This window comes from Arthrobacter sp. Y3224198, from assembly GCF_059090025.1.
Window position 1 is genome coordinate 1 of the sequence record NZ_JBNHFG010000027.1, and the last position, 25,387, is coordinate 25,387.

Annotated in this window: 27 protein-coding genes and 2 tRNA genes; 22 read left to right on the top strand and 7 right to left on the bottom strand. The window is 66.4% G+C overall.

Translation table 11 applies throughout. The features are described from left to right. Positions 1-188: 188 nt before the first annotated feature. The 7 genes from AC5RUF_RS12970 (at position 189) to thiL (ending at position 5,402) form a co-directional block, all read left to right on the top strand. Positions 189-962, top strand: coding sequence for a fumarylacetoacetate hydrolase family protein (locus AC5RUF_RS12970; RefSeq protein ID WP_493997507.1), 774 nt, complete (start codon positions 189-191; stop codon positions 960-962). After that, a complete protein-coding gene (locus AC5RUF_RS12975) occupies positions 962-1,576 on the top strand; it encodes a hypothetical protein (protein ID WP_493997508.1) in 615 nt (204 codons plus the stop codon). Before AC5RUF_RS12970 ends, AC5RUF_RS12975 begins: the two co-directional genes overlap by 1 nt. Before the next feature lie 38 nt (positions 1,577-1,614). Further along, positions 1,615-3,132: a glutamate--tRNA ligase gene (gene gltX, locus AC5RUF_RS12980; protein ID WP_494130845.1), complete on the top strand. Its 1,518-nt coding sequence runs from the start codon at positions 1,615-1,617 to the stop codon at positions 3,130-3,132. Positions 3,133-3,145: 13 nt separating this feature from the next. Further along, positions 3,146-3,871, top strand: a complete 726-nt coding sequence (locus tag AC5RUF_RS12985; RefSeq protein ID WP_494130846.1) for an HAD family hydrolase — start codon at positions 3,146-3,148, stop codon at positions 3,869-3,871. 136 nt (positions 3,872-4,007) lie between these two features. Next, positions 4,008-4,079: transfer RNA gene (locus tag AC5RUF_RS12990), tRNA-Gln, on the top strand. Positions 4,080-4,213: 134 nt separating this feature from the next. After that, positions 4,214-4,286, top strand: a tRNA-Glu gene (locus tag AC5RUF_RS12995). Positions 4,287-4,391: 105 nt separating this feature from the next. Next, positions 4,392-5,402 (top strand): thiamine-phosphate kinase, encoded by a 1,011-nt coding sequence (thiL, locus tag AC5RUF_RS13000; RefSeq protein WP_494130847.1) that lies wholly within the window; start codon positions 4,392-4,394, stop codon positions 5,400-5,402. A gap of 6 nt (positions 5,403-5,408) precedes the next feature. Here the strand turns inward: thiL and AC5RUF_RS13005 are convergent, their stop codons facing one another. Together AC5RUF_RS13005 and AC5RUF_RS13010 are read right to left on the bottom strand one after the other, a co-directional pair. After that, positions 5,409-5,666, bottom strand: coding sequence for an ion channel (locus AC5RUF_RS13005; protein ID WP_494130865.1), 258 nt, complete (start codon positions 5,664-5,666; stop codon positions 5,409-5,411). Between the two features lie 60 nt (positions 5,667-5,726). Next, on the bottom strand, positions 5,727-6,446 hold the full coding sequence (locus tag AC5RUF_RS13010) for an IclR family transcriptional regulator (RefSeq protein ID WP_494130848.1): 720 nt from the start codon (positions 6,444-6,446) through the stop codon (positions 5,727-5,729). Positions 6,447-6,592: 146 nt separating this feature from the next. Here AC5RUF_RS13010 and leuC point away from each other — a divergent pair, with 146 nt between their 5' ends. The 6 genes from leuC (at position 6,593) to AC5RUF_RS13040 (ending at position 13,194) form a co-directional block, all read left to right on the top strand. Then, complete coding sequence (leuC, locus tag AC5RUF_RS13015) at positions 6,593-8,047, top strand: 3-isopropylmalate dehydratase large subunit (RefSeq protein WP_494130849.1); 1,455 nt, start codon at positions 6,593-6,595, stop codon at positions 8,045-8,047. A gap of 10 nt (positions 8,048-8,057) precedes the next feature. After that, complete coding sequence (gene leuD / locus AC5RUF_RS13020) at positions 8,058-8,654, top strand: 3-isopropylmalate dehydratase small subunit (protein ID WP_493996474.1); 597 nt, start codon at positions 8,058-8,060, stop codon at positions 8,652-8,654. 234 nt (positions 8,655-8,888) lie between these two features. After that, on the top strand, positions 8,889-10,229 hold the full coding sequence (gene murA / locus AC5RUF_RS13025) for a UDP-N-acetylglucosamine 1-carboxyvinyltransferase (protein ID WP_493996473.1): 1,341 nt from the start codon (positions 8,889-8,891) through the stop codon (positions 10,227-10,229). Positions 10,230-10,238: 9 nt separating this feature from the next. Next, positions 10,239-11,006 carry a lysophospholipid acyltransferase family protein gene (locus AC5RUF_RS13030; protein ID WP_493996472.1) on the top strand — a complete coding sequence of 256 codons (768 nt, stop codon included), beginning with the start codon at positions 10,239-10,241 and terminating at the stop codon, positions 11,004-11,006. Beyond that, entirely contained in the window at positions 11,003-12,046 is a 1,044-nt protein-coding gene (locus tag AC5RUF_RS13035) for an NAD(P)H-dependent glycerol-3-phosphate dehydrogenase (protein WP_493996471.1), read from the top strand. The genes AC5RUF_RS13030 and AC5RUF_RS13035 overlap by 4 nt, the downstream gene beginning before the upstream one ends. Before the next feature lie 11 nt (positions 12,047-12,057). Beyond that, the gene (locus AC5RUF_RS13040) at positions 12,058-13,194 is read left to right on the top strand and encodes a D-alanine--D-alanine ligase family protein (RefSeq protein ID WP_494130866.1); all 1,137 of its coding nucleotides are present in this window, start codon (positions 12,058-12,060) and stop codon (positions 13,192-13,194) included. Here AC5RUF_RS13040 and AC5RUF_RS13045 read toward each other — a convergent pair. Next, positions 13,191-13,670, bottom strand: coding sequence for a DUF3515 domain-containing protein (locus AC5RUF_RS13045; RefSeq protein ID WP_494130850.1), 480 nt, complete (start codon positions 13,668-13,670; stop codon positions 13,191-13,193). The genes AC5RUF_RS13040 and AC5RUF_RS13045 overlap by 4 nt on opposite strands. A gap of 93 nt (positions 13,671-13,763) precedes the next feature. Here AC5RUF_RS13045 and AC5RUF_RS13050 point away from each other — a divergent pair, with 93 nt between their 5' ends. The 4 genes from AC5RUF_RS13050 to rsmD all read left to right on the top strand — a co-directional run bounded on the left by AC5RUF_RS13050 (position 13,764) and on the right by rsmD (position 18,758). After that, positions 13,764-14,768 (top strand): LCP family protein, encoded by a 1,005-nt coding sequence (locus AC5RUF_RS13050; protein WP_494130851.1) that lies wholly within the window; start codon positions 13,764-13,766, stop codon positions 14,766-14,768. Positions 14,769-14,924: 156 nt separating this feature from the next. Beyond that, positions 14,925-15,905 (top strand): DAK2 domain-containing protein, encoded by a 981-nt coding sequence (locus tag AC5RUF_RS13055; RefSeq protein WP_493996477.1) that lies wholly within the window; start codon positions 14,925-14,927, stop codon positions 15,903-15,905. Continuing rightward, positions 15,895-18,114: an ATP-dependent DNA helicase RecG gene (locus AC5RUF_RS13060; protein WP_494130852.1), complete on the top strand. Its 2,220-nt coding sequence runs from the start codon at positions 15,895-15,897 to the stop codon at positions 18,112-18,114. Before AC5RUF_RS13055 ends, AC5RUF_RS13060 begins: the two co-directional genes overlap by 11 nt. Before the next feature lie 47 nt (positions 18,115-18,161). Further along, the gene (rsmD, locus tag AC5RUF_RS13065; protein ID WP_494130853.1) at positions 18,162-18,758 is read left to right on the top strand and encodes a 16S rRNA (guanine(966)-N(2))-methyltransferase RsmD; all 597 of its coding nucleotides are present in this window, start codon (positions 18,162-18,164) and stop codon (positions 18,756-18,758) included. Between the two features lie 9 nt (positions 18,759-18,767). Here the strand turns inward: rsmD and AC5RUF_RS13070 are convergent, their stop codons facing one another. Next, positions 18,768-19,589, bottom strand: a complete 822-nt coding sequence (locus tag AC5RUF_RS13070; protein WP_494130854.1) for a spermidine synthase — start codon at positions 19,587-19,589, stop codon at positions 18,768-18,770. After that, positions 19,586-20,830 carry an aminotransferase class I/II-fold pyridoxal phosphate-dependent enzyme gene (locus AC5RUF_RS13075; RefSeq protein ID WP_494130855.1) on the bottom strand — a complete coding sequence of 415 codons (1,245 nt, stop codon included), beginning with the start codon at positions 20,828-20,830 and terminating at the stop codon, positions 19,586-19,588. Before AC5RUF_RS13075 ends, AC5RUF_RS13070 begins: the two co-directional genes overlap by 4 nt. Positions 20,831-20,870: 40 nt before the next feature. Between AC5RUF_RS13075 and coaD the strand changes: the two genes are divergently transcribed. The 5 genes from coaD (at position 20,871) to mutM (ending at position 24,064) form a co-directional block, all read left to right on the top strand. Beyond that, on the top strand, positions 20,871-21,338 hold the full coding sequence (gene coaD, locus AC5RUF_RS13080) for a pantetheine-phosphate adenylyltransferase (protein ID WP_494130856.1): 468 nt from the start codon (positions 20,871-20,873) through the stop codon (positions 21,336-21,338). 177 nt (positions 21,339-21,515) lie between these two features. Further along, positions 21,516-22,082, top strand: a complete 567-nt coding sequence (locus tag AC5RUF_RS13085) for a YceD family protein (protein WP_493996902.1) — start codon at positions 21,516-21,518, stop codon at positions 22,080-22,082. 2 nt (positions 22,083-22,084) lie between these two features. Then, positions 22,085-22,288 carry a 50S ribosomal protein L32 gene (gene rpmF, locus AC5RUF_RS13090; protein WP_146364453.1) on the top strand — a complete coding sequence of 68 codons (204 nt, stop codon included), beginning with the start codon at positions 22,085-22,087 and terminating at the stop codon, positions 22,286-22,288. Positions 22,289-22,376: 88 nt separating this feature from the next. After that, entirely contained in the window at positions 22,377-23,084 is a 708-nt protein-coding gene (rnc, locus tag AC5RUF_RS13095) for a ribonuclease III (RefSeq protein WP_493996895.1), read from the top strand. Positions 23,085-23,095: 11 nt separating this feature from the next. Beyond that, entirely contained in the window at positions 23,096-24,064 is a 969-nt protein-coding gene (gene mutM, locus AC5RUF_RS13100) for a bifunctional DNA-formamidopyrimidine glycosylase/DNA-(apurinic or apyrimidinic site) lyase (RefSeq protein ID WP_494130857.1), read from the top strand. 3 nt (positions 24,065-24,067) lie between these two features. On the opposite strand, the gene AC5RUF_RS13105 is transcribed toward mutM, so the two are convergent. Beyond that, positions 24,068-24,460: a VOC family protein gene (locus tag AC5RUF_RS13105; protein WP_494130858.1), complete on the bottom strand. Its 393-nt coding sequence runs from the start codon at positions 24,458-24,460 to the stop codon at positions 24,068-24,070. Then, positions 24,457-25,374, bottom strand: coding sequence for a phosphotransferase (locus AC5RUF_RS13110; protein ID WP_494130859.1), 918 nt, complete (start codon positions 25,372-25,374; stop codon positions 24,457-24,459). Before AC5RUF_RS13110 ends, AC5RUF_RS13105 begins: the two co-directional genes overlap by 4 nt. Positions 25,375-25,387: the final 13 nt, after the last annotated feature.

The window sequence follows — 25,387 nt, forward strand, 5'->3', positions numbered from 1 at the left end:
GTACTGCATCCGGGAGGGTGTGGGAGAGTAGGTCACCGCCGGACAATTTTTTGATGGTTGAGGGCCCCGCATGGTTGCGGGGCCCTCACCCGTTTAAGCCGCACTGCCGGGGGTTTATGGAATGCCGGGCCGCCTCCCTCCAGGTATCGTCTGCCGGCTGGAAGCGTTTCTCCACTAGGCTTAGAGGCATGCGTATTGCTCGATTTGTACAGGACAGCGACCCCGCCTTCGGCGTGGTCGGCGGAGAAGAAGGCAGCGAAGAAATCGCCGTCATTAAGGGTGACCCGTTCTTTTCGGGCGTCCAGCTGACGGGGGAGCGGCACAAACTGGAAGACGTGCGCCTGCTCGCCCCGATCATCCCGCGAAGCAAGGTGGTGGGCATCGGCCGCAACTATGCGGACCACGCCAGCGAAATGGGCAACGACGTGCCGCCGGCACCGCTGATGTTCCTCAAGCCGAACACATCGGTCATCGGCCCGAATGATCCCGTGGTGCTCCCGTCCTTCTCGGACGAGGTCTCCTACGAGGCCGAACTCGCCGTCGTGATCGGCCGTATCTGCAAGGACGTCCCGATTGAACGCGTGGACGAAGTCATCTTTGGCTACACCTGCGCCAACGACCTCACAGCGCGGGACGCCCAGCGCACCGACGACCAGTGGGCCCGGGCCAAGGGCTTCGACACCTCCTGCCCCCTGGGCCCGTGGATCGAAACCGAACTGGACCCCGAGAATACCGCCGTCCGCGGCTACCTCGACGGCGACCTGGTGCAGGACGGCAACACCGGCTCGATGATCTGGGGCGTCAAGGAACTGGTGTCCTACGTTTCCCAGGCCTTCACGCTGCTGCCCGGCGACGTCATCCTCACCGGCACCCCGGCAGGAGTAGGCATCATCAGCGACGGCCAGCGCTTCGAAGTGGACATTGAGGGCATCGGCCGGCTGGTTAATACCGTCCGCAGCTGATGATTCCGGAAGCGGCGGGACAGGGTCCCCGGAACGGTCTCCGGTCTCCGGTCCTGCCCGCCGCCATCTGGTCCGCCGTCGTGGCCGCGGCCCCGTTCCTGAGCTTTCCCGCCGCCTCGGCGCTCCCGTGGAGCATCGGGGCGGTGGTGCTGCTGGGGATCTTCCCGCCCGTCCTGGTGGGATTCCTGCAGGGCCGGGGTGACCTGCGCCGGCTGCCGCCGTCGTCGTTGCCCTCCGTGGTGCTGGGGGCCGCAGCAATGGCAGGCATGGTCCAATGGGCCATCCTCTGGCTCGCCGGTCCGCGGGCGCTGTCCGCCGCTGCCTTCGCCCTCCTAGCTGCCGCCCTCGTGCTGATGCTGGCGAACTCCTTCACCTCGTGGTCCTGGCTGGACCTGACCCTGGGAGCCGGCCTGGTCATCCTTGGGGTCACGGCTCCACTCTTGATGCCCGGAGCCGGTGGCTGGGCTGTCGCAGCGGTGCTGGTCGCAGCACAGGCTGCGGTATTGGTCCGCCGGCTGCGCCAGGCCGGGTCGGTCCGGTGCCTGCCGGCAGCGGCTTCCGGTGCAGTTGCCGGGGGAGGAGTGTTCCTGTGGCTGCTGGCCTACGCGCGGTGAGGCCGCGGACGCATGGAAGAGACTAAACTGAAAACATCATGACTAATGCGCCCACTCCCTTAGCTGACCTGCCCACCGTTACCGATGACACGCCCGTGCGCGTGCGGTTCTGCCCTTCACCCACCGGCACCCCGCACGTCGGCCTGATCCGGACCGCCCTGTTCAACTGGGCGTATGCCAAGCACACCAAGGGCACCATGGTGTTCCGCATTGAGGACACCGATACGGCCCGGGACAGCGAGGAAAGCTACCTGCAGCTGCTCGATGCCCTCAAGTGGCTGGGTATCACCTGGGACGAAGGCGTGGAAGTGGGCGGTCCGCACGAACCGTACCGGCAGTCCCAGCGCGGTGACATCTACCAGGACGTCATCGCCAAGCTCCGCGACGCCGGCTACGTGTATGAGTCCTATTCCACTCCGGAAGAAATCGAAGCCCGCCACCGTGCCGCCGGCCGGGACATCAAGCTTGGTTATGACAACTATGACCGGGACCTGACCCCCGAGCAGATCGAAGCTTTCCGCGCCGAAGGCCGCGAGCCGGTGCTGCGCGTGCGGATGCCGGACGAAGACATCACCTTCACCGACCTGGTCCGCGGCGAGATCACCTTCAAGGCCGGCACCGTTCCCGACTTCGTAGTGGTCCGCGCCAACGGCGCACCGCTTTACACGCTGGTCAACCCGGTGGATGACGCACTCATGGGAATCACCCACGTGCTGCGCGGCGAGGACCTGCTGTCCTCCACACCTCGGCAGGTGGCGCTGTACCGCGCGCTGATCGACGTCGGAGTGGCCAAGTACATGCCGCTGTTCGGCCACCTGCCCTACGTAATGGGCGCCGGCAACAAGAAGCTGTCAAAGCGCGACCCGGAATCCAGCCTCTTCCTGCACCGGGAGCGCGGCTTCATCCCGGAGGGCCTGCTGAACTACCTGTCCCTCCTGGGATGGTCGCTCTCCGCCGATGAAGACATCTTCAGCGTGGACCAGCTGGTGGAGAACTTCGACATCCACGACGTGCTGGCGAACCCGGCACGCTTCGACCTGAAGAAGGCCGAAGCCATCAACGGTTCCCACGTGCGCATGCTCGAACCCGCCGACTTCCGCAACCGCCTGGTGCCGTACCTGCAGCAGGCAGGACTCGTGGGTGAGACCCTTACTGCCCGTGAAGAGCAGATCCTGACCGAAGCCGCCCCGTTGGTCCAGGAACGGATCACGCTGCTCGGCGAGGCCCCCGACATGGTGGGCTTCCTGTTCAAGGCCGACGACGCTGTGGACGTTGCCGATGATGCACGCAAGGGCCTGCCGGCCAACCTGGCCGAGGTGCTCGACGCGGCGCTGGCCGCACTGGAACCGGTGCAGGAGTGGACCGCGGAAAATATCCAGGCCGCCCTGCGGCAGGCACTGGTGGAGGACATGGGCATCAAGCCCCGCCTCGCGTTCGGTCCGGTCCGCACCGCCGTCTCCGGACGCCGGATCTCCCCGCCGCTGTTCGAGTCCATGGTTATCCTCGGCCGGGACTCCTCACTGGCGCGTATCCGCACCTTCCGCGACGCGGCCTAGGCGAACGCCTCCCATGCGCGGGTCCATCGATGCGGTGCTGTTCGATATCGACGAGACGCTGGTGGACCTGCAGGCAGCCATGGGCACCACCCTGGAGGCGGTAGGCGCCGGGGACCTGGCGCATTTCACGGCGGCGGACTGGGAGTCCTACACATCCCTGTTCGCCGCCGACCCGCAGGGGCACTATGACGCTTACCTTGCCGGGCACCTGGGTTTTGCCGACCAGCGGGTGCTGCGCCTGCAGTACGCCCGGGAGCGGGCGGGGCTGGCGCCGCTGGACAGCGACGCCGCCCGGGCCTGGAACGATGCGTATGAAAAGGCCCTGCCGCTGCACTTTCGGGCGTTTGACGACGTCGTCCCCCTGCTGGACATCCTGGAGGAGCGCGGCATCGCCTACGGTGCGGTCAGCAACAATGTGCACGACTACCAGCGGGCCAAGCTGGACGCCGCCGGATTGGACCGGATCCGGGTCCTGGTGGGCATCGACACAGTAGGAGCAGCCAAACCCGAGCCGGCCATCTTCCACGAGGGCGTCCGGCTCCTGGGCAGCGTTCCCGAGCGCACGGCCTATGTGGGGGACAACCTCCGTGTTGATGCAATCGGCGCCGGGGAAGCCGGGCTCCGGGGCGTGTGGCTGGACCGGAAGGACAACCCCTCTCCGGTCCGCGGGGAGGATGTTTCCGTACCGGCGGAAGTACTCACCATAGGCTCCCTGGGGGAGCTAATGGATCTGCTCTGACGCGCGGAACGAGGGGCGGGAGGAGCCCGTTTTGTACTTGCTCCGAAACCCGTGTATAGTAATAACTCGTGCTGAGGGGTTGAAGCCCAAAGGAACGCGGCAGGGAAACCCGCCAAACGCGTCGCCTGCAGCACAGTGGGATATGGTGTAATTGGCAACACAACGGTTTCTGGTACCGTCATTCTAGGTTCGAGTCCTGGTATCCCAGCGGTAACCAATCCGGGGCATTTGCCCGATTGGTCTCCAGTGGAAGAGTATGAAATACTCTTCAGGCCGGTTCTTCGAAACCGGTAACGGAAGTGCCTAAGACCACTCAGTGGTTTTCTATGAGCACTTGTACACGGCCCCATCGTATAGCGGCCTAGTACGTCGCCCTCTCACGGCGATAACGCGGGTTCGAATCCCGCTGGGGTCACGAGCAACCGGCTCCGGACATCTTGTCCGGGGCCGGTTTTGCGTTAACCGGCCGGCAGCGGCTGGATGGTAATTTCAAAGCCCCACTACGGGAAAGCAGAGGAACATGCCCAACGAGGCCCTGACCGTGGACCAGCTCGACGAAAAGGCGCTCCTGGCCCGGATCTTTCCCCGGCTGGGGCCGGACAGGGCACTGCTGGGCCCCGGCGACGACGCCGCAGTCATTGCTGCTCCCGACGGACGGTCGGCCATCTCCATTGACACCCTTGTCCAGGACGCCGATTTCCGGCTGCTCTGGCCCTCCGGGTACCGCACCACCGGCTTCGACGTCGGCTGGAAATGCGTGGCGCAGAACGTTTCGGATATCCGGGCGATGGGGGCCGTGCCCACATCTCTGGTGGTCAGCCTCACGCTCCCCGGCACTACGGACGTCGCCTGGGTGGAGGACCTGGCCTCCGGGCTGGCCGCCGGCATTGACGCCCTGGCGTTCGAACGCTGTTCCGTAGCCGGCGGCGACCTGGGCCGGGGAAGCCAGATAGTGGTCACGGCAGCGGTGACGGGGGATCTGGAGGGCAGGGAGCCCGTCCTGCGCTCCGGGGCCCGCCCCGGCGACGTCCTGGCCCACACCGGGTCGCTGGGGCTGGCAGCAGGCGGCCTTGCCGTGCTGGAGAGCGACGCCGATATGACCGACCCCGGGACATCTGAGGACCATCTGTTGGCTGCGCTGGCAATGGCCCAGTGCCGGCCGCGGCCGCCCCGCGTTGGAGCCGGCCCGGAGGCAGCACGGGCCGGTGCCACGGCAATGCTGGATGTCTCGGACGGGCTGGTACGGGACGCGGGCCGGATCGCCCGGGCCTCGGGCGTGGGGATTGACCTGGATGCGGCGTATCTGTCCTCCCGCGCGGAACTGCTGGCTCCGGCCGCCGTGCGCCTCGGCGCGGATCCGCTGGACTGGGTGCTGGGCGGGGGAGAGGACCACGGCCTGCTGGCTGCCTTCCCGCCGGACGCCGTCCTGCCCCAGGGCTTTGTCCGGATCGGCGAAGTGAACGACGGCGCAGGTGTCACCTTCGGCGGCTCGGTTCCGCCCGTGACCGGATGGGACCACTTCGCCGGATAGCGGCGGTCAGGATCCCGGCAGGATACGCCGGTTCCGGACCCGTTCGGCCAGCTCCAGCAGCTGCTCCCGCGACAGGTCCGGCAGGTGTTCCAGCTCGTTGATGAAATCATCCAGGGCGCTGCGCGCACAGACCTTCAGCAGATCGTTGTAGAACCCCACCACTATCCCGGTGAGCAGCGCGACCACCAGGATCCCGTAAAGCGAAACGGCCACGGTGACCAGCCGGCCCGCCGCTGTCACCGCAACAACGTCGCCGAACCCGATGGTGGTGACGCAGCCGTATCATGGGACCCTCCCTGGCATCGGAGGCTCACAAATACAGGCTTACTCCCCGTTTTTGCGCAGTGCCTCGGTGAGCTGGGCGGCAGCCTTGGAGACTACTTCGGCATGGATGCGTCCGGGCTGGCGGGTGAGGCGTTCGATCGGCCCGGAAATGGACACGGCGGCAATCACGCGGCCGGAGGGTCCGCGCACCGGTGCGGACACCGAGGCGACACCGGGTTCCCTTTCGCCCAGGCTCTGCGCCCAGCCGCGCCGCCGGACGCCGGCCAGGACGGTGGGGGTGAATCGGGCATTGTGCAGGCCTTCCAGGAGCCGGTCGTGGTCTTCCCACGCCAGCAGGCACTGCGCCGCGGAACCGGCTTTCATGGACAGCTGGGTTCCCACGGGGATGGTATCGCGGAGTCCGACCGGGCGCTCTGCCGAAGCGACACAGACCCGCCACTCGCCCTGCCGCCGGAACACTTGGGAGCTTTCCCCGGTGGCGTCGCGCAGATGCAGGAGCACGGGCCCGGCGGAGGCAATGAGCCGGTCCTCGCCTGCGGCGGAGGCCAGCTCCACCAGGCGGCCGCCCAGGACAAACCGGCCCTGGATGTCCCGGCCTACCAGGCGGTGGTGCACCAGTGCCAGGGCCAGCCGGTGGACGGTGGGCCGGGCCAGGCCCGTTGCCGAAACCAGCTGCGCCAATGTGGTGGGTCCGGCCTCGAGGGCGTCCAGCACCATTGCCGCTTTGTCGATGACGCCTACGCCGCTCGCTGTGTCCATGCATTGATACTGCCGTCTCACTATCTGAGATGCAAATCGAAAAGCTGGCGCATTGCCGCGGCGTGCTGGTTCCCTTAAGCATCAGCATTAGATCCATCAGGGTTTATGTCAGGGCTCAACTGAGCGGGTACTGAGGGGTAAAGGGTATGGGAGAGCATGTTGCGGGCAGGACGCTCGCACAGAAAGTCTGGGACGAGCACGTTGTACGCAAAGGCGAAGACGGTGCTCCCGACCTTCTCTACATCGATCTCCACCTCGTCCACGAGGTGACCTCGCCGCAGGCCTTCGAGGGGCTGCGGCTGGCGGGGCGGGGCCTGCGCCGCCCGGACCTGACCATTGCCACCGAGGACCACAACACGCCCACCCTTGCCATCGACAAGCCGATTGCCGATCCGGTAAGCCGCACGCAGATTGAAACCCTGCGTGCCAACTGCGCGGAGTTCGGTGTCCGGCTGCACCCGCTCGGCGACGCCGAGCAGGGCATTGTCCACGTGGTGGGCCCGCAGCTGGGCCTGACCCAGCCCGGCCTGACGGTGGTCTGCGGTGATTCGCACACCTCCACCCACGGAGCCTTCGGGGCGCTGGCCATGGGCATCGGCACCTCTGAGGTGGAGCATGTGATGGCCACACAGACGCTGTCCCTGAAACCCTTCAAGACCATGGCCATCAACGTTGAAGGCACCCTGCGGCCCGGGGTGACTTCCAAGGACATCATCCTGGCCGTCATTGCCAAGATCGGTACCGGCGGGGGACAGGGCTACGTGCTTGAATACCGGGGCTCCGCCATCCGCTCGCTGTCCATGGAAGCGCGGATGACCATCTGCAACATGTCCATCGAGGCAGGTGCCCGTGCCGGCATGGTTGCCCCGGATGAAACCACGTTCGCCTACCTCAAGGGCCGCGCGCACGCACCGCAGGGCAGGGACTGGGACGCCGCCGTCGAGCATTGGAAGTCGCTGGCAACGGACGAGGATGCGCAGTTCGACGCCGAGGTCTTCCTCGACGCTGACACGCTCGAACCGTTCGTCACCTGGGGTACCAACCCCGGACAGGGCGTCTCTCTTTCGGACGCGGTGCCCGCTCCGGCGGACTTCGACGACGAAAACGCACGTGCGGCAGCGGAACGGGCGCTGGCCTACATGGACCTGGCCCCGGGAACGCGCATGAAGGAGATCCGGGTGGACACCGTCTTCCTCGGTTCCTGCACCAACAGCCGCATTGAGGACCTGAGGATCGCCGCGGACATCATCCGCGGCCGCGAGAAGGACCCCGCGGTACGGATGATGGTGGTGCCCGGCTCCGCCAGGGTGCGGCTGGAAGCCGAAGCCGAAGGCCTGGACCGGGTCTTCAAGGACTTCGGGGCGGAATGGCGTTTTGCCGGCTGCTCCATGTGCCTGGGCATGAACCCGGACCAACTGGAACCGGGGGAGCGCTGCGCCTCCACCTCCAACCGCAACTTCGAGGGACGGCAGGGCAAGGGCGGACGCACCCACCTGGTTTCCCCGGTGGTCGCTGCGGCCACTGCAGTGCGCGGAACCCTCAGCTCACCCTCGGACCTGGACCCGCTGCCGGGTGCCGCCGTCGACGCCGCCGCAGCCTAGGAGAAACCCCATGGAAAAAATCACCACCCACACCGGCATCGGCGTTCCGCTGCGCCAGAGCAACGTGGACACGGACCAGATCATCCCCGCCGTCTACCTCAAGCGGATCACCCGGACCGGCTTCGAAGACGCGCTCTTTGCCGGTTGGCGGAAGAACGAGGACTTCATCCTGAACCGGGAACCGTACAACCGCGGCTCAGTGCTGGTCGCCGGGCCGGACTTCGGTACCGGATCCTCACGTGAACACGCGGTCTGGGCCTTGAAGGACTACGGCTTCCGCGCCGTGCTCTCCTCCCGCTTCGCCGACATTTTCCGCGGCAACTCCGGCAAGCAGGGCCTGGTCGCCGCCCAGGTCGCCCAGGACGACATTGAGCTGATCTGGAAGGTGCTCGAAGATGCGCCCGGGACTGCCGTCACCGTTGACCTGCAGGCGCGCACCGTGGTCTGCGGCAGCGTCAGCGCCGGGTTTGAAATCGACGAATACACCCGCTGGCGCCTGCTCGAGGGGCTGGACGACATTGCCCTGACCCTGCGGCATGAGTCGGAAATCACTGCCTTCGAATCCCTGCGCCCCTCCTACAAACCCACCACGCTTCCCGCCCGGTAGCGGGCGCCGCCTATGCCGCGGCGCGATTCGTGGCTGCCCGGTTCTGCCGGTATTATTGGTAGGCCCCGCCCAGGCGGGGCTTATCCGCTTTTCCGCAGGACAGGCAGGCCCGGAATACCCCCGGTTTGCCTCCGGCGGCGGGCGGCTTATTTCAGTAAGCAGGCGCTTCCTCCTATGCTTGGTTGCAGTCTCTTATTGCTTTTGGGGCCCATCTAGTTAAGAAATCAGGTGTTCATGGGTAGCGTCCTCACCATCCGAGGCGGTGTTCCTCTCTCCGGGAAGGTACCGGTCCGCGGGGCGAAGAATCTGGTCCCCAAAGCGATGGTTGCGGCCCTGCTTGGCAACGGCCCGTCCCTGCTGCGCAACGTCCCCGAAATCAAGGACGTTGAGGTGGTCACCTCACTGTTGAAGCTGCACGGCGTGGAGGTCACCAAGGACCCCGTCACCGGGGACCTCACCATGGACCCGAAGAACGCGAAGACGGCGGCGTCGAAGGACATTGACGCCCACGCCGGCGACTCCCGTATTCCGATCCTGCTGTGCGGACCGCTGATGCACAGCCTCGGCGAAGCCTTCATTCCCGACCTGGGCGGCTGCAAGATCGGCGACCGGCCGATCGACTACCATCTGCAGATGCTGCGCAACTTCGGTGCCGTAGTGGAAAAGCGTCCCGGCGGCATTTCCATTTCCGCACCGCGCGGCCTGACCGGCGCCAAGCTGGAGCTGCCGTACCCCAGCGTGGGTGCCACCGAGCAGGTGCTACTGACCGCCGTCAAGGCCGTCGGCATCACCGAGCTGCGCGGCGCAGCCGTTGAACCCGAAATCATGGACCTGATCGCCATCCTGCAGAAGATGGGCGCGATCATCTCCGTGCAGACGGACCGCGTGATCCGCATCGAGGGCGTGGCTGAACTGACCGGCTACAACCACCGCGCCCTTCCGGACCGCAACGAAGCCGCATCCTGGGCTTCCGCGGCCCTCGTCACCAAGGGCGACATCTATGTCGAGGGCGCGGACCAGAAGGACCTCACCGCGTTCCTGAACACCTACCGCAAGATCGGCGGGGCGTTCGACATCGACGACGGCGGCATCCGCTTCTACCACCCCGGCGGCGCACTGAACCCACTGGTGCTGGAAACCGACGTGCACCCCGGGTTCATGACGGACTGGCAGCAGCCCCTGGTGGTTGCCCTGACCCAGGCCGAAGGCGTGTCGATCGTGCACGAGACCGTGTATGAGAACCGGTTCGGATTCACCGATGCCCTGGTCCGCATGGGCGCCAACATCCAGGTTCACCGCGAATGCCTGGGCAGCGTCCCGTGCCGTTTCGGACAGCGCAACTTCCTGCACTCGGCCGTCATTGCCGGGTCCGTCCAGCTGCGCGGCGCCGAAATCGACATCCCGGACCTGCGCGGCGGCTTCAGCCACCTGATCGCGGCCCTGGCCGCCGAAGGCACCTCCCGGGTGACCGGCATCGAACTGATCAACCGCGGGTACGAGCACTTCCAAGGCAAGCTGGAAGGACTCGGAGCCGACTTTGATGTCACGTCCGGCGTCTCCGCCGGACTCCGGTAGCCTGACGCCATGAAGGAATCGACAAGGTCACGGGTTGCGTTTGCCTTCCTGGCCGGAACCCTCCGCCCCGTCTTTAATGTGTTCCTGAAAAAGGACTGGCAGGGGGCTGAGAACCTGCCCAAGGACTCCGGGTTTATCGTCTGCCCGAACCACGTGACCGAAGTCGATCCCGTTGTCGTGGGACATTTCCTCTACAACCAGGGGTACCCGCCGCACTTCCTGGCCAAGGCCTCGCTGTTCAAGGTGCCCGTCCTGGGTCCGGCACTGAAGGCCACCAACCAGGTCCCGGTGGAACGCATCACCACAGGTGCTGCCGGGTCCCTCGATGCCGCCCGCGAGGCCCTGGCCGCCGGACGGGCACTGGTGATCTACCCCGAGGGAACACTCACCCGCGACCCGGACCTCTGGCCGATGAAGGGCCGGACCGGGGCGGCCCGGCTGGCGCTGCAGACCGGGATGCCCGTTGTGCCGGTGGCCCACTGGGGAGCGCAGGAGCTTTTGCCCCGCTACGCCAAGCGGCCCTCGCTGTTTCCCCGCAAGCGGGTGCGCCTGGTGGCGGGCACGCCCGTGGACCTCTCCGACCTGGCCGGGAAACCGGTGACCAAGGCAGTGCTCGACGACGCCACGGACCGGATCATGTCCGAACTCACCGACATGGTGGCCAAGCTGCGCGGCGCCCAGCCGCCGGCGGAACGGTGGGATCCCGTTGCCAAGGGCCAGAAACAAGTGGGACGGTCCTTTGAATCAGACAAGACAGAACCGGAGACCGGACAGTGACCACCCGAAATAACCACCCCGCCGTCGTTGCCGTGCTGGGTGCCGGAAGCTGGGGCACTGCCTTCGCCAAGATTGCCGCCGACTCCGGCGCGGAGCGCGGCACCGAGGTCCGTCTCTGGGCCCGGCGGGCGGAAGTGGCCCAGGACATCAACGCCCGGCACCGCAACACTCAGTACCTCAAGGACACCGTCCTGCCGGAGAACCTGCGCGCTTCCACCAGCCTCGCCGAAGTGCTGGCGGACGCCGAACTGGTGGTGCTGGCGGTTCCGGCACAGTCGCTGCGCGCACAGTTGAAGGACGTTGCACCGCTGATGCCGGCCGGCGCCGTCGTCGTGTCCCTGATGAAGGGCCTGGAACGCGGCACCGACGCGCGGATGAGCCAGGTGATCGCCGAGGAACTCGGCCTGCCGCCGGAACGCATTGCCGTGGTGTCGGGACCGAACCTGGCGATGGAAATTGCCCGTCAGGAACCCACCGCCTCCGTGGTGGCCTGCACTGACCTGGACACCGCAGGATGGATTGCGGAGGCCTGCACGGCGCCGTATTTCCGCCCGTACACCAACGCCGACGTGGTGGGCACGGAAATCGGCGGCATCGTCAAGAACGTCATCGCCCTGGCAGTGGGTATCTGCGACGGCAAGAACATGGGTGACAACACCAAGGCCTCGGTTATGACCCGGGGACTGGCGGAGACCACCCGCCTGGCCCTGGCGCTGGGCGGCAATGCCGAAACCATGGCAGGACTGGCGGGCATGGGAGACCTCATTGCCACCTGTTCCTCCCCGCTGTCCCGCAACCACACGGCCGGCACCCTGCTGGCCCGGGGCCTCGGTCTGGCGGAGGTCAATGCCGCCATGACGCAGACCGCCGAGGGCATCAAGTCCGCGCAGGCGGTCCTGGACCGCGCCACCCAGCTGGGTGTGTACATGCCCATCACCGAAAACGTCGTCGCCGTACTGCAGGGCGTAATTACTGTGGATGAACTGGGCCCGCGGCTGCTGGCCCGTGAACTGAAATCCGAAGGTGTGTCCGCCCCGTGACTGTTGAACCCCTGCCCGCCGCTACCGTTGACGGCTCCTCCGTGCGTCCGCGCGTCGCCGTCCTCTTCGGCGGACGCTCCAGCGAACATGCCGTCAGCTGCGTAACCGCCGCCGGCGTGCTGCAGGCCATCGATACCGACAAGTACGACATTGTTCCCATCGGCATCGCCAAGAACGGCCAGTGGAGCCTGGTTTCCGCCGATCCCGCCTCCTGGTCCCTGCGCTCCAGCACGCTGCCGGAGGTACCCGCTTCGGACGAATCGGTGGTGCTGTCCACGCAGGACGGCAGCCGCGAACTGGTGGCCCACGCCCCGGGCAGCCTGCCCCGCAGCCTGGGCCCCATCGACGTGGTGCTTCCGCTGCTGCACGGGCCCTTCGGCGAGGACGGCACCCTGCAGGGCCTGCTGGAGATGGCCGACGTCCGCTACGTGGGCGCCGGTGTGCTTGCCTCGGCCGTCGGGATGGACAAGCACTACATGAAGGTGGTCTTCGAAGCCGCAGGCCTGGAGGTGGGCCCCTACCAGGTCATCACCGACCGGCAGTGGCAGCGCGACCCGCAGGCCTGCCTGGAGCGTGCCTGCACCCTGGACTTCCCGCTGTTCGTCAAGCCCGCCCGGGCCGGGTCCTCCATGGGCATCACGCGCGTCACCGACCCCGCCATGCTGCCGGCGGCCATTGACGCGGCACGGCTGCACGATCCGAAGGTAGTGGTGGAAGCCGGAATCGTGGGCCGTGAAATCGAGGTTGCCGTCCTGCAGGGGCGCGGCACGGAGGACCCGCGCACCAGCCAGCCCGGCGAAATCGCAGTGCGTGACGGCGGACACGAGTGGTACGACTTCGAGGCCAAGTACGTGGACGGCGCCGCGGTAGAGCTGAGCTGCCCGGCGGACCTGCCGGCGGACATCTCCGCCCAGGTGCGGGACCTGGCCGGCGCCGCCTTTGAAGCGGTCGGAGGAGAGGGCTTGTCCCGGGTCGACTTCTTCTACACCACGGACGGACGGCTGGTCATCAACGAGATCAACACCATGCCCGGCTTCACGCCCGTGAGCATGTACCCGCAGATGTGGGCCAAGTCCGGCCTGCCGTACACCGAGCTGATCGACGAACTGATCTCCCTGGCCCTGCAGCGGCCCACCGGGCTCCGCTAGGAGGGGGAGCCCTCCAGCTCCAGGGTGTCGGCAGGGCTGAGGCACTGCGCGGTCTGTTCGATCTTGGAGACGGCGTTCTCCAGCTGGACCAGGACGGTGGAGGAGGCAACCTCATTGGGGTTAAAGATCACTTCCACGGCCGGCTCCCGGCCGTAGGTGGTGGCAGTCCACGTTTCGTCGCCCTCCCGCAGCACCCAATCGATGCCGTTGACCTCGGCGCACGGATCCGTGGTGGGTCCGGGCACGGGGACACCGCAGCGCAGGATCGCCCTGGAGGGATCGCCCCAGGCTGCCGTCGCCTGGCTGGTGGTGTCCCGCAGCTGGTAGCCGGCCATCTCGCCCGGCAGGGCCACCATGACCGCAGCGCAGTCGGGGTTGGCAGCATCCGGGGCTGCATCGACATCTGCCACCGGGGTGCAGCCTGTAGCGGCAACTGCCACAAGCAGGACAGCCGCCGATATACCGTAGAACTTCATGACACAAGCGTATCCGGCGCGCCGCGGCTGACAGGAATCGGATCCGCTGCTGCCCCTCGATAGACTGCGAGCCCGACCAGCAGAGGACAGAATGTGAGCGATGAGTACCTGCTGCCTTCGCAGCCCCGGAAGAAGCATCCCGTACGCATCACCATGGCCGTGATGTTCAGCGTGGTCCTGGTTGCGGCGCTGGTGTCGGCGGGTTACCTCTGGCATCTGGCCCGGACCTACGACTCGGGAAAGCAGACCATTGCCGGTGCCCTTCCGGCCGGCGGTCCGCAAAAGAATGCGGAGGCCAAGGACTCGCAGAACATCCTGCTGATCGGCAGCGACAGCCGTGACCCGGCCTCCGGCGACGCCCGGTCGGACACGATGATGCTGGTGAACATCCCCGGCGACCGCAGCGGCGTCTACGTGATGTCCATCATGCGGGACACGTGGGTGGACATCCCGGGCCACGGCGAACACAAGATCAACGCTGCCATGGCCCTGGGCGGGGTGTCCCTGACGGTGGAGACCGTGCAGAACCTTTTTGACATTCCCGTTGACCACGTTGTCATCATCGACTTCGACGGCTTCCAGGGCCTGACGGAGGCCCTGGGCGGGGTCACGCTCAACAATGAAACCGCTTTCCAGTCCGAGGGCGCCGACGGTGAGTACTTCGCCGCAGGACCCATTACCGTGCAGGGCAGCTCGGCGCTGAAGTATGTCCGGGAACGCTATGCCTTCACCGACGGTGACTACCAGCGCGTCAGGAACCAGCAGGCGTTCCTCAGCGGCGTCATCAGCGGTGTGCTCACCCGGGAAACACTGACCAATCCGGTGCGGATCAGCGACATCGTGGGCAGGGTTGCGCCCTACCTCAGCGTCGATGAGGGACTGGACGCCCGCACGACAGGGGCACTGGCCTTCAGCCTGCGCAATGTCCGGTCGGCGGACGTCCATATGTTTACCCTGCCCAACGAAGGGGTGGGAACCTCTGCGGACGGGCAGTCCATTGTGCTGCCGGATTATGCCGCCATCTCGGAGATAGGCGAAGCCCTGGACATGGATAATCTCGCCGGATATCCGGGCGCCGGGGGAACCGGCAACAGGTAAATCGTTATCGGTTCTGTCGGTGCCCTGCGGTAGGCTTCCTAATGACATAACGGTGAGCGGCAATGACGGCGGGAACCGGACGGGACGGCCCACATGAGTGGCACAGGCAGGAACGGGACTACTTTGCAGACTAAGATCACCGCCAACGCGCAAGCGCTGAAGCGATGGTTGAGCAACGCAGAGGTGTCCCTTGGCAACCACAGCGACCGCCTTAACGCGATCAACATCTTTCCGGTGGCCGACGGCGACACCGGCACCAACCTGTACCTGACCCTGCGCGCCGCCGCCAAAGCTGCCGCCGAAGAGGACACTGCAGACATCGGCGAGCTGCTGGGCATTGCCGGCCGGGCCGCCATGGAATCCGCACGCGGAAACTCCGGCACCCTGTTCTCGGTTTTCCTGACCTCCATGGCCGAACCCCTCGCCGGGGCGGTCCGGCTGTCCGCGCCCCTGCTCGGGGCGGCACTGCAGCGGGCGCAGCTTCGTTCCTGGTCCGTACTCAGTGACCCGGTGCCCGGCACCATGCTCTCGGTGCTCGAAGCCGCTGCACACGCAGCCTCTGACAGTGAAGCAGCCGTCACCGGCGATGACAGTAACGCGGGACTGGCGCTGACGCTGCGGGCCATGATGGACGCCGCCCTGACCGCCGTGATCCAGACCGAAAACCAGCTCGATGCCCTGACCGAGGCCCGCGTGGTCGACGCCGGCGGCGTCGGCTTCCTGCTGGTCCTGGATGCGCTGCGGGCCGCGGCGCTGGGGGAGGAGCTGCAGGGGGAACTGCTGGACGGGCTGCACGGCTACGACGTCCAGGATCCGCACATCCACTCCCACATGCCCCGCATGGAGGGTGTTGAGGTCATGTGCACCATCAACCTGAGCCCGCTGGACGCAGCCACGTTGCGCCTGCAATTGGATGAAATCGGCGATTCGGTCATCATGAGCGCCGTCAGCCCGGTGGGGGACGGCTACCGCTGGCGGGTCCACGTGCACACGCCCGACGCCGGTTCCGCCATCGACCTGCTGCGCACCGTGGGTGAACCCATGAACCTGACCATCACGGAGCTCTCCGCCGACGGACACGAGACCAGGGAAGTTGCCGCCGAAGGCGGGGACACCTCCGAGGCGCATGGACGCTAGGCTCCCCGAAGAACTGGATTTCCCGCTCGACCGGCGCATCGGCAAGCCGTCCGCCACCAAGCTGGACAAGCAGCTTGGCCTCAAGACGGTCGGGGACCTGCTGCACCACTTTCCGCGGCGCTACCTCGAACGCGGTGAACTCACGCCCATTGCGGAAATACCCTTCGACGAGGACGTCACCCTGATCGCCCGGGTACAGAGCAACAACCGGCGGCAGATGCGGGCCCGCAAGGGAATGATCGTGGAGGTGGTGGTCACCGACGACACCGACGGCAGCCTCGGGCAGCTGCACCTGACCTTTTTCAACGGATTCAACGCAGCCAAGGAGCTCGCCGTGGGCACCCGGGCGATGTTCTCCGGCAAGGTGGGCGCCTACAAGGGCCAGCTGCAGCTGACCAACCCCAGCTATGTCCTGCTGGACGAAGACACAGTGGACGAGGAAGAGCTCAAACGCCCCATTCCCGTGTACCCGGCCACGGCAAAACTCGCCAGCCCGCAGATTGCCAAGTCCGTGGCCATGCTGCTGGACACGCTGGAAACAGAGCGGCTCCGGGACCTCGTACCGGAGTCCATCCGCAGCCGGGAACACTTCCCCGATCTGGCGCAGGCATATCGCCTGATCCACCGCCCCGCCACCCTGGAAGAGGCCTACAAGGCCCGCCACCGCTTCCGCTACCAGGAGGCGCTGGTGCTGCAGACCGCACTGGCCCGCCGCCGTGCATTGACCGCGGAAGAAGAGGCCACCGCCCGGCCGTCCGTCGCCGGAGGGCTGCTGGACCGCTTTGACGCGTCCCTGCCGTTTACCTTGACCAACGGGCAGGCGGAGATCGGCCGCGAACTTTCCCGTGAACTCGGCGGGGACCACCCCATGAACCGGCTGCTGCAGGGCGAGGTGGGCTCGGGCAAGACCCTGGTGGCGCTGCGGGCCATGCTGCAGGTGATCGACGCCGGCGGCCAGGCCGCGCTGCTGGCCCCCACCGAGGTCCTGGCCTCCCAGCACTACGAGTCCATCAGCGCTATGCTTGGCCCGCTGGGCCGCGGCGGGCAGCTCGACGGCGACCCCGAGGGGACCCGGGTCACCCTGCTCACCGGTTCCATGAATACCGCCGCCCGCCGTTCCGCCCTGCTGGACGCCGCGAGCGGTGTCGCCGGGATCGTCGTCGGCACCCACGCCCTGCTCTCGGAGAACGTGTCCTTCGCCGACCTCGGCCTGGTGGTGGTGGACGAACAGCACCGGTTCGGTGTCGAGCAGCGCGACGTGCTGCGCACCAAGGGACACAGCACCCCGCACCTGCTGGTGATGACGGCAACACCCATCCCGCGGACCGTGGCCATGACGGTGTTCGGTGACCTCGAGGTCTCCACCCTCACCGAACTGCCCGCCGGACGGGCGCCGATTTCGACCTTCCTCGCCCCGCTGGCGGAAAAGCCGCAGTGGGAGCACCGGATCTGGGCACGCGCCCGGGAGGAGATCGACGCCGGCCGGCAGGTTTACGTGGTCTGCCCGAAGATCGGCGCCAGGGAAGACGAACCCGGCAGCGACGTCGCACTGTTCGACCCTGACACTGCGGGCCGTGACCCGGGACCGGGCCAGGACCTGACCTCGGTTACCGAACTGACCGAATACCTCGCCACCGTTCCGGCACTCGCGGGAAAAACAGTGGCACCGCTGCACGGACGGCTGGATCCGGCGGACAAGCACGAGACCATGACGGCCTTCAACCGCGGGGAGATCGACGTGCTGGTCTCCACCACCGTGATCGAGGTGGGCGTAGATGTGCCCAACGCCTCGCTGATGGTGATCATGGATGCAGACCGCTTCGGCATCTCCCAGCTGCACCAGCTGCGGGGCCGGGTGGGCCGCGGCGGGCTGCCAGGCACCTGCCTGCTGGTCACCCGGCTGGAACCGGGACATCCCAGCCGGGAACGGCTGGAGGCCGTGGCAGCCACCACCGACGGCTTCGAGCTCTCCCGCAAGGACCTGGAGCTGCGCCGGGAGGGGGACATCCTCGGTGCCAGCCAATCCGGCGGCCGCTCCACCCTGAAGCTGCTGCGGGCGGTGCAGGACGAGAAGCTCATTGAAAAGGCCCGGGCCGACGCCGTGGCCCTGGTGGCCGAGGACGCGGAACTGGCCGGCTACCCGGCCCTGGACCGTGCCATCGGGGAATACCTCAATCCCGAGGCCGAAGCGTTCCTCGAACGCGGCTAGGCGCCGGCGGTTCCTGCCCGCCGCCCGGCGCCGGATAAGGTAAAACCATGAGCCGCATTATTGCCGGAACCGCCGGCGGATCCACCCTGACCTCCGTTCCCGGAGACGGAACCCGACCCACCACGGACCGGGTGAAGGAAGCACTTTTCTCCCGGCTGGAGTCCTACGGGATCCTGCAGGACGCCAGGGTGCTGGACCTGTTCGCCGGTTCCGGGGCACTGGGAGTGGAGGGCGCCAGCCGCGGCGCCCGGACGGTGGACCTGGTGGAGCTGGCCGACAAGGCAGCAGCCGCCTGCCGGCGCAACGCCGACCTGGTCAACAGGATCCTGGGCCGGCCCTGCGTGAATGTCCACCGGGCCAAGGCCGAAACCTACCTGCTGCGCGTGCCCGACGACGTACGGTGGGACGTCGTGTTCATCGACCCGCCCTATGCCGTGACGGAAACCGAACTCTCAGCCGTGCTGACGCCGCTGGCCGGCCACCTGGCCGAGGGCGCCGTCGTCGTCCTGGAACGCTCCACCCGCTCGCCGGAGCCGGAGTGGCCGGTCGGGCTGGAACGGTTCAGTGAGAAGAAGTACGGCGAGACCACCCTGTGGTTCGCCGAGCCTGCAGGGGACTCGACGGGGGAAGACCCGGGGGAGTAGCCCCCGGACTCAGTGCCCGGAGGCGAAGACATCCAGCTCTTCGCCGGTGAGTACCGCCGCCGGATGCGGTCCTGCCGCCAGCAGCTCCTGTGTCCACTCCAGGGGCCAGGCAAAGGGCACGGCCGCCAGCACGATATTGCCCGGGTAGCGGCCGGTGAACATGTCCTGCTGCCCCAGGGCGGCCACCGCGCCGGTGCCGCCGCCGGACGGGTCCTGTCCGGACCGCTGCAGCCCGGACCGCATCCCGGCCTGCAGTTCCCGGATCTGCCGCCGCGCGAATGCCAGCGGGGGATCGTCTCCCACATTGACCAGCAGCACCCCGGCAGGGGAGAGCAGCTCCGCCAGTTCAGCATAGAAGTCCGATGTGGTCAGGTGTGCCGGCGCGTCCGCCCCGGCGAAGATATCCAGCACAATGGCATCGAACTGCTGTCCGGTGAAGCGGTCCAGCGACTCGCGGGCGTCGCCGATGACGGTCTGCAGCCTGGTGCCGGCGGGCAGCGGCAGATGTGCCAGGACAAAGTCCAGCAGTTCCCGTTCCAGCTCGACGGCGGCCTGCTCCGAGCCGGGCCGGGTGGCCTGCAGATACCGCGTGAGGGTCAGGGCGCCGGCCCCCAGGTGCAGGGCGCGCAGGGGAGCGCCGGGCGGAGCGGCGAGGTCCAGGACGTTCCCCATCCGGCGCAGGTATTCATAGAAAATCTCTTCCGGCCGGGCCAGGTCCACATGGGACTGTTCGGCCCCGCCGATGCTCAGCACATAGGCGCCGGGCGTGAAGCCGTCTTCGGTGATGGCGGCATGGGCACCGATGCCCCGCAGCAGCCGGGAGGGGTTCACAGGGCACCGCCCAGGCGGGAGAGGCGTTCGGCTGCGTCTTCGAGCACACCGGTTTTCTTGCAGAACGCGAAGCGGAGCAGGGACCGGGTGCGCCTGGCCCCCTCGTCATGGCAGAACACGGCCACCGGAATGGCAGCCACTCCGATCAATTCCGGAAGCCGCCGTGCCAGGGCCGTCGCATCCGTGATGCCCAGCGCCGAGGTGTCCGCCGTGACAAAGTACGTGCCGGCGGAGGGCAGGACCTCCATCCCGGCCGCACGCAGTCCGGAGCTGAGCAGGTCGCGCTTGGCCTGGAGCGTGGCAGCCGCGCCGGTGAAATACTCATCCGGCACGCCCAGGCCGACGGCGACGGCGGACTGGAACGGGGTGCCGGAGGTGTAGCTCAGGAACGTTTTGACCGTCCGGACCGCGGAGACCAACGGCGCCGGCCCGGTAAGCCAGCCGACCTTCCATCCGGTCACGGAGAACGTCTTCCCGGCGGAGGAAATGGTCAGCGTCCGTTCCGCCGCCCCGGGCAGGGTGGCCACCGGGATGTGCGCCGGACCGAAGGTGAGGTGCTCGTAGACCTCGTCGGTGACGATCACGGCGTTGAACCGGGTGGCCAGATCCACAATCTGCTGCAGCACACGGCGCGGGAAGACCGTGCCGGTGGGATTGTGCGGGTTGTTCACCAGGACCACCCGGGTGCGTTCGCTGAACGCGGCCGCCAGCGCGGCGTCGTCGGGCAGGAAATCGGGGGCCTGCAGGGCAACGGTGGTGTGGGTGGCGCCGCTGAGCCCGATCATGGCGCCGTAGGAGTCGTAGAAGGGCTCAAAGGTCAGCACTTCGTCTCCCGGCCCGGTGAGCGCCAGCAGTGCCGACGCGATGGCCTCGGTGGCTCCGGTGCTGACGATCACCTCCGTCGCCGGATTGACGGACAGTGCGTAAAAACGTTCCTGGTGCGCGGCAACGGCTTCCCGCAGCACGGGCAGCCCCTGGCCCGGGGCGTACTGGTTGAATCCCTCGGCAATCGCGGCGCGGGCGGCGTCGAGCATTTCCGCCGGGCCGTCCTCGTCGGGGAAGCCCTGGCCCAGGTTGATGGCGTTGTGCCGGCCGGCCAGAGCGGTGATCTCCTCGAAAATGGTCAGGCCCAGGTTTCCGTCCGGGCCCAGCAGGTTGGCGCCCGCGGCGGTCCGCTGCCAGGGCTGGGGGCCGGCGGCATGCCGGGAGCGGAGCAGGGACGCGGCGGTGGTTGCACTCATCTTTCCAGTATTACCCTGCCGGACCCGGTAGATTCGACTTATGCGACGTGCTGTATGCCCAGGTTCCTTTGATCCTATCCACAACGGCCACATTGAGGTCATCGCCCGTGCGGCCAGCCTCTTTGACGAGGTCATTGTGGCGGTATCCACCAACTATGCGAAGAAATACCGCTTTCCCGCCGAGGTGCGCCTGCAACTGGCTGCCGAAGTGCTGGGTTCGCTGCGTGGCGTTTCCGTAGTTCCCATGGGGGAGGGCCTGCTGGCGGAGTTCTGCCGGGAGCAGGGCGCCGGCGCCATAGTCAAAGGGCTGCGGTCGGTGCAGGACTACCAGTACGAACTGCCGATGGCTGTCATGAACCGGCAGCTCACCGGCGTCGAAACGGTGTTCCTGCCGGCCGAAGGCAGCTACACCCACCTCTCGTCCTCCCTGATCAAAGAGGTCGCGGCCCTGGGTGGGGACGTCAGCGGCTTCGTCCCGGCCGCAGTGCTCAAGCGCCTCGCCGATTAGTCCACAGCCGCAAGGCGGGTAAACTGGAGCGCGGAGCCTCGTGCTTGCGCGGGCTCCTTGGCTGCCGCGCAGCCGCAGTTTGAGAGATTCCGGCAAGTCAGGCTAAGATGATATGTCGGTCTATGTTCTACAGGAGTTCTCATTAGCGAATTTTCGCGGTCCAATCCGGATACTCCCCTGGCTATCAACGTCAGGGACCTCGGGCGCAGCCCGGGAACGATGCGGACCATGCATGAACATGTACCGGCACCGAAAGACTTCGGTGTTGCGCTTATCGGCGTTCCGGAAGGATCCGACCTTGAGCTCGATCTGAGGTTGGAGGCCGTGCACGAAGGGATTCTGGTGTCCGGCGTCGTAATTGCTCCCGTAAGGGGCGAATGCGGCCGCTGCCTGAAGCCACTCGCGTACGACCAAGAAGTCGATGTGCAGGAACTCTTCTACTACGAGGACGCTGAGTCCTTCGAAGAGGAAGAAGAAGAAGAGCAACGCCGGATCGAGCGAGATGTCATCGATCTTGAACCGGTATTGCGGGACGCAGTGGTACTTACCATGCCGTTCCAGCCGGTGTGCCGGGAAGACTGCGAAGGCCTTTGCTCCGAATGCGGAGCGCGCCTTGAAGAGGATCCGGGTCACCACCATGAAGCAGTGGATCCTCGCTGGGCAGCCCTCGCCGGGCTGACCGGCACCGCCGCAGAAGATACTGCGGCACCAAGTACAGAGTCAGACGAGAGAGAAGAGAGTTAGTCGTGGCTGTTCCGAAGCGGAAAATGTCCCGCGCGAATACACGTGCACGCCGGTCCCAGTGGAAGGCGACCGCGCCCAACCTGGTGAAGACCGTGGAGAACGGCCGCGTCACCTATAGCCTGCCGCACCAGGCCAAGGTCGTCACCGACTCCGCCGGCACCGCGCTGTTCCTTGAATACAAGGGCCGCAAGGTCGCGGACGTCTAAGACCAGTGTTCGGCCCTGCGTTGCGCTCCCGTAAGGGACCTGTTGCGGGCAGGGCCGTGAATACTGCTTTTCGGGTTACATCCAAAAAGTGAAGAATACTGAAGAGCTTATGAAGCGTCTCGGTGTCGATATCGACGCCGGGACGCTTCGTCTTGCACTCACGCACCGCTCCTACGCATACGAGCAGGGCGGCATCCCCACGAACGAGCGCCTTGAATTCCTGGGCGACTCCATTCTGGGGTTCTCGGTAACCGATGCGCTCTACCGGGATAATCCTGAGCTGTCCGAAGGTGAGCTGGCCAAGCGGCGTTCCGCCGTCGTCAGCACCCGCGCGCTGGCCGGCATTGCCCGGGGCCTGGGGCTCGGGGACTACATCCTGCTGGGACAGGGCGAAAAGCTCACCAACGGCCGGGACAAGTCCTCCATCCTTGCCGACACCACGGAGGCCGTTATCGGCGCCGTGTACCTGGACCACGGGATTGAAACCGCCCGCCAGATGGTCATGCGGCTGGTGGGACCCCTCCTGGCCGACGCCGACGCCCTGGGCGCCGGTACGGACTGGAAGACCAGCATCCAGGAAATCGCAGCGAGCCGGAAAATGGGCGACATTGAATACCGTGTCACCGGTTCCGGTCCGGACCATTCGCGCAGCTTTGTTGCCGTGCTCCATATTGGCGACGCTGCCTATGGCACCGGAACGGGCCATTCCAAGAAGGAAGCGGAGCAGGAAGCTGCTGCCGCCTCCTGGAAGATGATCAATTCCCGGGAAGCCGGCGCTGCGGCGGCCGGTTCCTAACGGTCGCAGCCGTGCCTGAACTTCCCGAAGTGGAGGTAGTCCGCCGCGGACTCGCCCAATGGGTCCGCGGCCGGACCATCACCGGCGTCGACATCCTCGATCCGCGTTCCGTGCGGCGCCATGCCGCCGGTCCCGAGGACCTTGCCGGCAACCTCGAAGGCGCGGTGGTTACCGACGTCGTGCGCCGCGGCAAATTCCTGTGGCTTCCCCTGCTGGAAGCCGGCTCCGGGCAGCACGACGCCGTACCGTCCCTTGCGCTGATGGCGCACCTGGGGATGAGCGGGCAATTATTGATGGAGGATTCCTCCCTGCCCGACGAAAAACACCTGAAGGTCCGGTTCGCCCTGTCGGCTGCGTCTGACGGTTTGGGAGAGCCCATGCCGTCCGAGCTGCGGTTTGTGGACCAGCGGATTTTCGGTGGTGTGTTCCTCACCGATCTGGTTCCCACGCCCGACGGCGCTCCCGGCGGCCTGTCCGAGACCGGCCTGCCGCTGGTGGCGCAGGAAGCCGCGCACATTGCCCGCGATCCGTTGGATCCGGCGTTCTCCTTTGACGACTTCTACCGCCGCCTGCGGGCCCGGAAGACCGGAATCAAGCGTGCCCTGCTCGACCAGGGCCTGGTGTCCGGCGTGGGCAACATTTACGCGGACGAGTCCCTGTGGGCAGCACGCATGCACTTCGCCCGGGCCACGGACACCATGCGCCGCGCGGATGCCCTGCGGCTGATCGAAGCGGTCCGGGATGTCATGACCCGTGCCCTGGCGGCCGGCGGAACCAGCTTCGACTCGCTCTACGTCAACGTCAACGGAGCCTCCGGCTACTTTGCCCGGTCCCTGAATGCGTACGGACGGGAGGGAGAACCGTGCCCGCGGTGCGAGTCGCTGGGCCTGAATACACTGATCCGGCGGGATTCCTTTATGAACCGTTCCTCCTATAGCTGTCCGGTCTGCCAGCCGAGGCCGAGGAACGGGCGCTGGTAGGTTTTACGGCTGCCGCTCCACGAACTGGAGTGGATGTCCGTCAAAGTCCTCTACGAAAGCAACCCGCAGTTTTCCGTCAAGGAAAGGGTGTGGTTCCTGGAGGTCCTTTGCGCCGGCGTTGAGTGCCGTGGCGTAGGCGGCGGCGACGTCGTCGGTCCATAGGGCGAGGCAGGCCCGATGGCCCTGCGTAACCGGGCTGAGTGCGTGGGCTTGGGCCGCGGGGCCGGGTAACGCCAGGCCGAGGGGGAATCCATCCAGCGACATTTCGATTTTGAACGGCGCCGAGTCGGGTGTTGTTGCCCGGAAGTCCTCCACGAAGCCGAGGGCCGCGTAGAAGCGTGCCGCCCGCTCCGTGTCGTTCACGAACAGGATGATCTGCGGGTCGAAGATCTTCACGGCTGTCCTTTTGTTGTATGGGGGCGGTTTACCGGCAGGTGGAATGTGGCAAGCGCGTCGGCCAGCATCCGGTGGCCCTGCTGTTCGAACCTGTGGTCGCCCGTTTGATGCGCCCATACCGCGGTGGACACGGCTTCGCGCAGCAGCGTGATGTACCAGACTTCCGTGTCGCTGTTATCGCCGCGGAAGATGTCCCCGTCGGACGCGCCGTAACCTGCCATGAAGGCATCCTTCAGCTGCGGGTGGGTGCGCCATTGCTGCACTGCCAGGCGGCAGAAGTCCGTGACAGCTGGACGGAATTCAAACCGGCCAAAGTCGATGATCTTCAATTCCGTGCCATGAAGCAGCCAGTTGCGCGGCTGCCAGTCGCCATGGGTCGGCACAACCGTCACCGGCTGAGGCGAATAGGCGGCAAGGATGGTTCGGGCCTCTTCCGCGTGGGACTTCTTGATGCTGTGCGGCCGTTCCAGCCAAGACAACGCTTTGGCCGTCGCCGCAGTCTCGTAGCCCTTGTTGGTATGCGAGGTCTGCTCATGGAACTGACGAAGCAATGAGCCCGTCTGCTGATGAACTTCGCGGTCATGCTCGGCAGGGGTGCCCTCCGCCAGCGATCCGTCGAGGTATTCCGTGACGAGGATGCTCCGGGCCAAGTCCGAGCGGACGAGCCGCGGTGCACGGTTCTGAGAGGTCCAGACCCGCGTCCATGATTCATGGGCCGCGATCTCACGCCTTATGTGGTGGTTGGAAAGACCGGCGGCCTTGACGACGTACCGGCGGTCCCCGGATGCAACCTCCAGAACCGCTGTGTCCGAGAGCTCCCAGGAGAGATTCCGGACGAGGCGAACCTCCGGCAGCCAGTGTTCTACGAGGTCACCTTGGCTCATGCCCAGGAGGTTCCGGTGCCAGGTTTCCATTTGAGTAGACTAG